This is a genomic window from Exiguobacterium sp. AT1b (genome assembly GCF_000023045.1).
Taxonomy (GTDB): Bacteria; Bacillota; Bacilli; order Exiguobacteriales; family Exiguobacteriaceae; genus Exiguobacterium.
Window position 1 is genome coordinate 1,599,765 of record NC_012673.1, and the last position, 10,236, is coordinate 1,610,000.

8 protein-coding genes and 2 rRNA genes (1 of these 10 cut by a window edge) are annotated in these 10,236 nt (G+C 49.8%); all 10 read right to left on the reverse strand.

What is annotated here, in order from left to right:
* Positions 1–7 precede the first annotated feature (7 nt).
* Positions 8–481: a 2-C-methyl-D-erythritol 2,4-cyclodiphosphate synthase gene (ispF, locus tag EAT1B_RS08300; RefSeq protein WP_012727701.1), complete on the reverse strand. Its 474-nt coding sequence runs from the start codon at positions 479–481 to the stop codon at positions 8–10.
* Positions 478–1,158, reverse strand: a complete 681-nt coding sequence (ispD, locus tag EAT1B_RS08305; protein WP_012727702.1) for a 2-C-methyl-D-erythritol 4-phosphate cytidylyltransferase — start codon at positions 1,156–1,158, stop codon at positions 478–480. The genes ispF and ispD overlap by 4 nt, the downstream gene beginning before the upstream one ends.
* Before the next feature lie 55 nt (positions 1,159–1,213).
* Complete coding sequence (locus EAT1B_RS08310) at positions 1,214–2,278, reverse strand: PIN/TRAM domain-containing protein (protein WP_012727703.1); 1,065 nt, start codon at positions 2,276–2,278, stop codon at positions 1,214–1,216.
* Between the two features lie 114 nt (positions 2,279–2,392).
* Positions 2,393–3,769: a DNA repair protein RadA gene (gene radA / locus EAT1B_RS08315; protein ID WP_012727704.1), complete on the reverse strand. Its 1,377-nt coding sequence runs from the start codon at positions 3,767–3,769 to the stop codon at positions 2,393–2,395.
* A 56-nt stretch (positions 3,770–3,825) separates the two neighbouring features.
* Positions 3,826–6,261: an ATP-dependent Clp protease ATP-binding subunit gene (locus tag EAT1B_RS08320; protein ID WP_012727705.1), complete on the reverse strand. Its 2,436-nt coding sequence runs from the start codon at positions 6,259–6,261 to the stop codon at positions 3,826–3,828.
* Positions 6,262–6,285: 24 nt separating this feature from the next.
* Entirely contained in the window at positions 6,286–7,329 is a 1,044-nt protein-coding gene (locus EAT1B_RS08325) for a protein arginine kinase (protein ID WP_012727706.1), read from the reverse strand.
* Complete coding sequence (locus tag EAT1B_RS08330; RefSeq protein WP_012727707.1) at positions 7,329–7,763, reverse strand: UvrB/UvrC motif-containing protein; 435 nt, start codon at positions 7,761–7,763, stop codon at positions 7,329–7,331. Before EAT1B_RS08330 ends, EAT1B_RS08325 begins: the two co-directional genes overlap by 1 nt.
* A 5-nt stretch (positions 7,764–7,768) precedes the next feature.
* Complete coding sequence (locus tag EAT1B_RS08335; protein WP_012727708.1) at positions 7,769–8,245, reverse strand: CtsR family transcriptional regulator; 477 nt, start codon at positions 8,243–8,245, stop codon at positions 7,769–7,771.
* A 148-nt stretch (positions 8,246–8,393) separates the two neighbouring features.
* Positions 8,394–8,510: ribosomal RNA gene (gene rrf / locus EAT1B_RS08340) — 5S ribosomal RNA — on the reverse strand.
* 55 nt (positions 8,511–8,565) lie between these two features.
* Positions 8,566–10,236: ribosomal RNA gene (locus EAT1B_RS08345) — 23S ribosomal RNA — on the reverse strand; it runs 1,243 nt beyond the window's last position.

The window sequence follows — 10,236 nt, forward strand, 5'->3', positions numbered from 1 at the left end:
ATTTCTGTCAAGCCCGGTTGAGTAAGATGACCGCTTGCGCCGCGATTCCCTCTTCGCGTCCGGTGAAGCCCAGTTTCTCCGTCGTCGTTGCTTTCACGTTCACCTGCTCGATGTCCGCTTCAAGAAGTTCAGCGATGACCGCTCGCATCTCATCAATGTAAGGACGAAGTTTCGGACGTTGTGCCATGACCGTCGCATCTACATTTCCGAGAACGTACCCTTGGTCTTTCACGAGCTGCCAGACGTGACGGAGCAATACTTTCGAATCCGCATCTTTAAATTCCGGGTCCGTATCCGGGAAGTGCTTTCCGATATCACCTGCCGCAATTGCTCCAAGTGCCGCATCAGCAATGGTATGGAGTAACACGTCCGCATCAGAATGACCGAGCAGTCCGCGCTCATGTGGAATCTCAATCCCTCCTAAGATTAACGGACGTCCTTCTGCAAATGCGTGTACATCAAAGCCTTGACCAATTCTCATTGTAATTCCTCCTTCGCTAAAATCGCGTCGCCGAACAATAAATCTTCGGGCGTCGTCATTTTGATGTTGTGATAGTCCCCAAGGACCACTTGTACCGATTCGCCGAGCCACTCAAACAAACTGGCATCATCCGTTCCCATCACCTGTTGTTCGACCGCTCGTTCATGTGCCGCCAAAATCGCTTTTGCCTGAAAGGCTTGCGGCGTTTGTGCCAACCATAAGTTTTCACGGGGAACGGTGCGTTCGATGTGATGACGTTGAACTTGTTTGACCGTATCTTTAACGGGTACCGCCAAGATGGCACCACCTTGCAGTGCCGCTTCAGCCACTTGATGCAACTGTTCACGTTTTACAAACGGACGCGCACCGTCATGAATCATCACAATCGTATCGGGTGCAACAACCTTCAGTCCTGCATGGACACTCTGTTGTCGTTCTTCCCCTCCTGCTACGTATGTAACCGGCGTCTTCATCTGTGACGTCATCGCCTCGAACCAGTCACGTTCTTCTGGCCGGATGGCTAACACCATTCGTTCGCACCACGGATCGGTATCGAACGCCTGTAACGTCCAAGCAATAATCGGTTTGTCACGGAGCGTCAGCATGAGCTTATTCGCATCCGCACCCATCCGCTTCCCTCTCCCGGCAGCCGGGATGACAACTGTATAAGCTACCATGTTAATACCTCTCTTCGTGAAAAAAGAGAGCGCTCTCGCGTCTCTTTTTGATCCGTTATTCTGGACGGGCAAAAATCATACGGCCTGCAGACGTTTGTAAGACACTCGTCACAACGACAGGAAGCGTCTTCGAAATCAATTTACGTCCGCCCTCCACGACAACCATTGTCCCATCCTCAAGATAAGCAACCCCTTGATTCTGCTCTTTTCCTTCTTTAATAACTGTCACGACCATCTCTTCACCAGGAATGACAATCTGTTTGACGGCGTTCGCCAAATCATTGATGTTCAAGACCGGTACATTTCGTACCTCACACACTTTATTTAAGTTGTAGTCATTCGTAACAACAATCCCGTTTTTCAGTTCAGCTAGTTTAATCAATTTGATGTCGACTTCCGGTACGTCTTCGAAGTCTCCATCATAGATTTCAACCTGGATGCGCTTGTTCTCTTGTAGTTCCTTCAAGATGTCCAGTCCACGACGTCCACGATTCCGCTTCAACGTATCCGAGGAGTCGGCGATGTATTGCAGTTCGCCGATGACGAACTGGGGCACAATCAATGTTCCTTCCACGAATCCAGTCGTCGCAATATCCGCGATTCGGCCATCGATGATGACGCTCGTGTCTAAAATCTTATCATTAGAGCGTTGGACCGGTTCAGCCGCAGGCTTTTCGCGTTCGCTCTTCACAAATAGTTTGATCCATTCGTTACGCTTCCGATAGCCGACCGCGAAACCAAAGTAACCAAACAGGGCCGTGACAAAAATCGGGACGATTTTACTCAGTAAGAAAATATTCGTGACTTCAAGCGATACACTAATCAAAAAGGCAATCAAGAGCCCGATGATGAGACCGATCGAACCGAATAAGATATCCCCTACCGGTAAACGGACGAGCCGTTCTTCGACAAAACGAATAAATGCAACAACACCATCTGTTAAGAATAAACTAAGAATGAAGAAGATAAGTCCACCAATCAAACTTGCTACGTATGGAATCGTTAACCACTCCGGCACATTCATGCCAAGGTCTGCTAATAAAAGCGTCGCTTCGATGATTCCGAACCAACCCACGACGAGTCCAATCAAAATAAATCCGATTCGTACAGCAATCTTCACTCATTCCACCTCCTTCTATATGAAATAAAATTTCAAAAAATAACACTTTCATTGTAACACGATTTTTTCAATCACGTTCGTTACAAAGCGTTAAAAACTGCCAGTGGCGACCCGTTAGAACGGAATCGCCAACTGGAGTGCTTCGTCCACTGTTCCGACCCCGACGACTTCAATCCCTGCCGGAGCGGTCCATCCCCCCATGTTATTTTTCGGGATGATGGCACGTGTAAAACCTAGTTTTGCCGCCTCAGCGACACGTTGCTCGATTCGGGAAACCCTTCGCACTTCTCCGGTCAATCCGACCTCACCGATGCAGACATCCGTCGGACGGGTCGGACGATCCCGGAAACTCGAGGCAATCGAGATACAAATCGCAAGGTCGATCGCCGGTTCGTCCAGTTTGACGCCACCGGCTGCTTTCAAATACGCATCCTGCGTCTGAAGCAAGAGGCCGGAACGTTTTTCGAGCACGGCCATGAGCAGCGCGACTCGGTTTTGATCGATGCCCGTGGCCATACGTCTCGGGTTCCCGAACGATGTCGGAGAGATGAGTGCTTGGAGTTCCACGAGTACCGTCCGCGTACCTTCCATCGAGGCAACGACGGTCGAACCCGATACGCCCGCAGTGCGTTCCTCCAAGAATATTTCGGACGGATTGAGCACTTCCTCTAGTCCGCTCTCTTTCATCTCGAAAATGCCAATCTCGTTCGTCGACCCAAAACGGTTTTTTACCGCCCGTAAAATACGGAACGTATGATGACGCTCCCCTTCAAAATAAAGTACCGCATCGACCATATGTTCAAGTAAGCGCGGGCCGGCAATCGACCCTTGCTTCGTCACGTGACCGACGATGAAGACGGCAATCCCTCGCGTTTTCGCAATTTTCATGAGGGCGGCCGTACATTCTCGAACTTGTGACACGCTTCCTGGCGCTGATTGAATCTCATCCATATATACCGTTTGAATCGAGTCAATGATGACAAATCCAGGTTGCTCCTCATCAATAACCCGTTCGATCATCAACATGTCCGTCTCAGCGAGTACGAACAAGTCATCCGTCGGTAAGCCAAGCCGTTCCGCACGCAGTTTCGTCTGTTTGAGCGATTCCTCTCCCGAGATGTACAGCACCTTTTTACCACTATGGGCTAAGTGAGCGCTGACCTGTAGCAGTATCGTCGATTTCCCAATCCCTGGGTCCCCTCCGACTAAGACGAGTGAACCTGGGACAATCCCTCCACCGAGCACGCGGTCAAATTCACGGCTATTCGTATGCACACGCGTCTCTTCTTGTGAGACGACGTTTGCTAAGCGTTCCGGTTTCAATTGTCGCGATGAACTATGCACAAAGGCCGCTCCACGTTTGGCTTTCTTCTCTTCTACAAACTCTTCGACGAGCGTATTCCATTCATTACAACCCGGACAACGCCCCATCCACTTGGCTGATTCATATCCGCACGATTGGCAGACGTATTTCGTTTTAATTTTGGCCATAAGTTCCCTTCCTGTCTAAAAAAAGCTCCCTCTAAACGACGAGGGAGCTGAATGTTTTACTGAACTACACCTTCGTTACGAACGACGAACTCTCCATCTTGTACGTCGAGCGCAACTTTACTGCCTCTAGCGATTGTGCCGCCGAGCATTGCTTCTGAGAGGCGGTCCTCCACTTCCCGTTGAAGGGCACGACGGAGAGGACGAGCCCCGTATTCCGGATCGTAGCCGACATCGGCAATTTTATCGAGTGCCGCATCCGTCAAGCTGAAATCAACACCTTGTTCGGCGAGACGTTTCTTGAGTGTCTCTGCCATAAGTTTGATGATTTCTTGAATGTGCTCTTTTTGAAGTGAATGGAATACCGTGATTTCATCAATCCGGTTCAAGAACTCAGGTCGGAACGCTTTCTTCAATTCCTCGAGTACTTTGTCCTTCATTTCTGTATACTCACGCTTCACATCATCTTCCACTGTGAATCCTACATATTTGTTTCGTTGAAGCGCTGCGGCTCCGACGTTAGACGTCATGATGATGACAGTGTTTCGGAAGTCGACGGTGCGACCTTTCGAATCCGTCAAGCGACCGTCGTCTAACACTTGAAGCAAGATGTTGAATACTTCTGGGTGCGCTTTTTCGATTTCATCGAGTAGGATAACCGAGTACGGTTTCCGACGCACTTTTTCAGTCAATTGACCGCCTTCTTCGTAACCAACATAACCAGGAGGCGAACCGACGAGACGGCTCGTCGCATGTTTCTCCATGTACTCGGACATGTCGATTCGGATGATGGCATCTTCATCGCCAAACATCGCTTCGGCAACTGCACGGGCGAGCTCTGTTTTCCCGACTCCGGTCGGTCCGAGGAAGATGAATGACCCGATTGGACGTTTCGGATCTTTCAATCCGGCCCGGGCGCGACGGATGGCGCGGGAAATGGATTTCACCGCATCGTCTTGACCGATGACCCGGTTGTGAAGAATCGATTCGAGTTTAAGGAGACGGTCTGTCTCTTCTTCGGCAATCTTCGTGACCGGTACACCTGTCCAGTTCGCAACAACTTGAGCGATATCTTCTTTCGTCACTTCAAGTTTTTCGTTCCCTTGCTTGTTCTGCCACTCTGCTTTCAACTCTTCTAACTCATCGCGTAACTTTTGTTCCGTATCGCGAAGGGAAGCTGCTTTTTCAAACTCTTGGCTTTGAACGGCAGAGTCTTTCTCTTTACGAATCGATTCGAGACGGGATTCCAACTCTTTCAAATTCGGTGGTGCCGTGAATGAGCGAAGTCGTACTTTCGATGCCGCCTCGTCGACGAGGTCGATCGCCTTATCCGGCAAGAAACGATCTGAGATGTAACGGTCTGAAAGGACGACCGCCTCGTGAATCGCCGTATCTGTAATCGTCACACGGTGGTGTGCTTCATAGCGATCGCGTAACCCGAGTAAGATTTGTTCAGCTTCTTCTGTTGTCGGTTCGTTCACTTGAATCGGTTGGAAGCGGCGCTCAAGCGCTGCATCTTTTTCGATGTACTTCCGGTATTCATCAAGTGTAGTCGCCCCGATACATTGAAGTTCGCCGCGAGCCAATGACGGTTTGAGGATGTTCGACGCATCGATTGCACCTTCTGCACCACCCGCACCGATCAATGTGTGCAACTCATCGATGAAGAGAATGACGTTACCGGCTTGACGAATTTCGTCCATTACTTTTTTCAAGCGATCTTCGAACTCACCACGATATTTTGTACCTGCGACGAGTGTACCCATGTCGAGTACCATGACGCGTTTGTTGCGAAGCGTTTCAGGTACCTCGTTGTTGATGATTTGCTGAGCGAGACCTTCGACGACCGCTGTTTTCCCGACCCCTGGTTCCCCAATTAGAACCGGGTTGTTCTTCGTCCGACGCGACAATACTTCGATGACACGTTGAATTTCGCCTGCACGCCCGATGACCGGATCCAAACGAGACTCGCGTGCTTGTTGTGTCAAATCGCGTGCCAATCCGTCAAGCGTTGGGGTTGCGGCGCTCGCCCCAGGTTGCGAAGCATTTGAAGATGACTCCGTGTTCCCGAGAAGTTGCAACACTTGTTGGCGTGCTTTCGTCAAACTGATTCCAAGGTTATTGAGGACGCGTGCCGCGACCCCTTCTCCTTCACGAATCAATCCTAGAAGGATGTGTTCCGTTCCGACGTAAGAGTGTCCCAATTTCCGAGCCTCATCCATCGAGAGCTCAATGACCTTTTTCGCACGCGGTGTGTAATGAATCGTCGACCCGTTCTCCGAACCGCGACCAATCAATGATTCTACTTCTTGTTGGATTTTTTCAGAGGTCAATCCGAGGGCGAAGAGCGCTTTTGCCGCGATTCCTTCTCCTTCACGAACCAATCCTAATAAAATATGTTCTGTACCAATATTATGATGGCCAAGACGTACGGCTTCCTCTTGTGCTAAAGCTAATACGCGTTGTGCTCGTTCTGTAAATCGTCCAAACATCATTGACATAACCTCCTTATAGTTGGATCAAACTAAGCCTTGATCTAACGTCCGACGAACAAGTGTCGCTCGTTCTCGATCCCGTTCTTGCGTAGATAATGTTTTCCCGAAATGTTTTTGTAGAAAACCTGATTGTAACCGAACGATGAGTTCATGGAACTTCGGCGGACTCCAATCAGACAAAATCCCTAAGTCACTCGCTAAATGTAAATCAGATAGTCGCTCAATGGCTTCCGTAGAAGAAAGAAGTTTGGCATATCGTAAAATACCATATGACCGATAAAACCGATCCTCTAACTCTTCTTGTCGATGTGCGATGAGCTCTTCACGCGCATGACGTTCTGCTTGAATCACTTGTTCTGTCACTTCCATAAAGTCAGCTAACAGCTGTGATTCATGACTGCCCAATGTCCGCTGATTTGACAGCTGGAACAACCGTCCTGCCGCATCGCTGCCTTCTCCATAACGACCTCGAATCGTATAGCCGAGTTTTCGAAGTTCTCGCAAAATGGGGCTGATTCGACCCGTTAACGTGAGTCCCGGTAAGTGTAACATGACCGAGGCCCGGAGTCCGGTTCCGATATTGCTTGGGCATGTCGTCAAGTAGCCTAACTGTTCGTCAAAGGCGTAGGAGAGTGATTCTGCGCACAATGCGTCTACTTGATTCGCTAATTCAAACGCCTCTTTCACTTGATAACCTGGGAGTAAGGTCTGAATTCGTAAATGATCTTCTTCGTTAATCAACACACTGATGGTTTCATCTTCACTTAAAAAGACTGCACTTTCTTCGTTTGCCGCAACGGCCGGACTAATTAAGTGTTTTTCCATCAACGCCTGCCGGGTGACCTCATCATAGTCACGCATATGAAGATATTCAAATCCTTTTAACCCACGTAACCGCCCTTCGAGACGATCACAAAGTTGACGTTCTCCTTCTTTAGAGAGGACCGGCGAAAACACAGTGTCTTTGACGTTACGTGCCAGTCGGATTCTTGTAGAGACGACCAGGTCATCCAATTTGGCACGCTCTTTCATTTTTGGACCAAGTGGATGTGTTAGGAACGTTTCCATTAGACATCACCTTGCCCTTCTAATTGCTTCATTTCTTTTTGAATACGTGCTGCTCGTTCATAATCTTCTTGTTCGACAGCGCGGGTCAACTCCCCTGCCAACTTTTCGAGTCGCTCTTCGATTCGTTCATGCGGTGTACGTAACTGGTCAGGGACCGAACCGATGTGATGATCATGTCCTTGTTGATATTGACGTGTGATTTTAATCAGTTCATCACGAAATACGGTATAACACGTAGCACATCCTGCTTTTCGTACACGTAATAAATCTTGGCGCGTCATCTGACAGGTTGGGCAACGCTTTACGACCGGGACATAGCCCGTCATAAGTTCTACCGTACATTGTCGACATAGCCGTTTTTTTACGGGCACGTCCTGTTCCATGACAACGACTTCATTGACAGCCGGTCGCTGTTTACAACGTTCGCATAGCATACGACTTACCCTCCATTACGATAACGAAGTACTTTCATCAGCGCGAGTAGTTGTTGACGTCGAATATAGGAGCGATCGTCAACTTGTAAGTTCAATGCTTCATCTGATAAGAGATGATAAATCAACTGCGCCTCTTGTTCGTGCATCATCTGTTCTTCAACCAATCGAATCAGCACATTTTCAACGAGCTGTTCGTTCAAACGTGGATGTTCATGAATGACATCCATCAAACTAGAGAGAACATCTTGTTTTTCGTGTAAAATGACGCGTCGAATACGAATATATCCGCCACCGCCACGTTTACTTTCTACTAAATATCCTTTTTCGACGGTAAAACGTGTGTTGATGACGTAATTGATTTGGGATGGGACACATTCGAATCGTTGTGCGATATCTTGACGTTTGATTTCAATCGCATTTGCCTGACTTTCCTTCAAGACTTGCTTCAAATACTGTTCGATGACATCCGAAATATTTCTCATCTCCACCACCCTCTGACCATCTTTGACTTTTGACTATATTTTATCATTGATTTAAAAAAAGGCAAACGAAAAGCGATGTCTCTCGTTCGAGAGCATCGCTAAAACAAAAAAACGACCGAGCGTATGCTCGGTCGTCCTCTGCGTTGTTGCCTGGCAACGTCCTATCCTCACAGGGGGAGATCCCCCAACTACTTTCGGCGCTGAGACGCTTAACTTCCGTGTTCGGCATGGGAACGGGTGTGGCCGTCTCGCTATCGCCACCAGACTCTACAGGGCTTGTTCCCTGAAAACTGAGGATTCATCAACACAAACCATTAGACTAGATCAAAGCCTCGACCGATTAGTATCATTCAGCTCCACGTGTCGCCACGCTTCCACCCATGACCTATCTACCTCATCGTCTCTGAGGGGTCTTTCTTGATTGCTCAAAGGGAAATCTCATCTCGGAGGGGGCTTCATGCTTAGATGCTTTCAGCACTTATCCCGTCCGCACGTAGCTACCCAGCGGTGCTCCTGGCGGAACAACTGGTACACCAGCGGTGCGTCCATCCCGGTCCTCTCGTACTAAGGACAGCTCTCCTCAAATTTCCTGCGCCCACGACGGATAGGGACCGAACTGTCTCACGACGTTCTGAACCCAGCTCGCGTACCGCTTTAATGGGCGAACAGCCCAACCCTTGGGACCTACTCCAGCCCCAGGATGCGATGAGCCGACATCGAGGTGCCAAACCTCCCCGTCGATGTGGACTCTTGGGGGAGATCAGCCTGTTATCCCCAGGGTAGCTTTTATCCGTTGAGCGATGGCCCTTCCATGCGGAACCACCGGATCACTAAGCCCGACTTTCGTCCCTGCTCGACTTGTAGGTCTCGCAGTCAAGCTCCCTTCTGCCTTTGCACTCTTCGAATGATTTCCAACCATTCTGAGGGAACCTTTGGGCGCCTCCGTTACTGTTTAGGAGGCGACCGCCCCAGTCAAACTACCCGCCTGACACGGTCCTCCAGCCGGATCACGGCTGCGAGTTAGAGACTCTATACGCAAAGGGTGGTATCCCAAGGGTGTCTCCACCGAAGCTGGCGCTCCGGCTTCACAAACTCCCACCTATCCTGTACATCGCGTACAAAGCCTCAATATCAGGCTGTAGTAAAGCTCCATGGGGTCTTTCCGTCCTGTCGCGGGTAACCTGCATCTTCACAGGTACTATGATTTCACCGGGTCTCTCGTTGAGACAGTGCCCAAATCGTTACGCCTTTCGTGCGGGTCGGAACTTACCCGACAAGGAATTTCGCTACCTTAGGACCGTTATAGTTACGGCCGCCGTTTACTGGGGCTTCGGTTCAGTGCTTCTCTTGCGATGACACATCCCCTTAACCTTCCAGCACCGGGCAGGCGTCAGCCCCTATACTTCATCTTGCGATTTAGCAGAGACCTGTGTTTTTGCTAAACAGTCGTTTGGGCCTATTCACTGCGGCTTATGTCGCCATAAGCGTCCCTTCTCCCGAAGTTACGGGACCATTTTGCCGAGTTCCTTAACGAGAGTTATCCCGCGCGTCTTAGAATTCTCATCTCGCCTACCTGTGTCGGTTTGCGGTACTGGCGCCGACCTCCTCACTAGAGGCTTTTCTTGGCAGCGTGAAATCCGGTGCTTCGCCCTATGGGCTCCACGTCACAGCTCAACCTTGTATGCCGGGCGGATTTGCCAACCCGACGGCCTCGCTGCTTGTCCGTGCACTTCCAGTCGCACGGTCACCTTATCCTTCTGCGTCCCCCCATCGTTCAAACGGTGGTACGGCGGTACAGGAATATCGACCTGTTGTCCATCGCCTACGCCTTTCGGCCTCGGCTTAGGTCCAGACTAACCCTGAGCGGACGAGCCTTCCTCAGGAAACCTTAGGCTTTCGACGGAGGGGATTCTCACCCCTCTTTTCGCTACTCACACCGGCATTCTCACTTCCAAGCGCTCCACGGCTCCTCACGATACCGCTTCACTGCT

Excerpts from the sequence above, each read along its gene's own strand:
- ispF (WP_012727701.1), bottom strand. The coding sequence starts at position 481 with ATGAGAATTGGTCAAGGCTTTGATGTACACGCATTTGCAGAAGGACGT.
- ispD (WP_012727702.1), bottom strand. The coding sequence starts at position 1,158 with ATGGTAGCTTATACAGTTGTCATCCCGGCTGCCGGGAGAGGGAAGCGG.
- radA (WP_012727704.1), bottom strand. The coding sequence starts at position 3,769 with ATGGCCAAAATTAAAACGAAATACGTCTGCCAATCGTGCGGATATGAA.
- EAT1B_RS08320 (WP_012727705.1), bottom strand. The coding sequence starts at position 6,261 with ATGATGTTTGGACGATTTACAGAACGAGCACAACGCGTATTAGCTTTA.
- EAT1B_RS08325 (WP_012727706.1), bottom strand. The coding sequence starts at position 7,329 with ATGGAAACGTTCCTAACACATCCACTTGGTCCAAAAATGAAAGAGCGT.
- EAT1B_RS08330 (WP_012727707.1), bottom strand. The coding sequence starts at position 7,763 with ATGCTATGCGAACGTTGTAAACAGCGACCGGCTGTCAATGAAGTCGTT.
- EAT1B_RS08335 (WP_012727708.1), bottom strand. The coding sequence starts at position 8,245 with ATGAGAAATATTTCGGATGTCATCGAACAGTATTTGAAGCAAGTCTTG.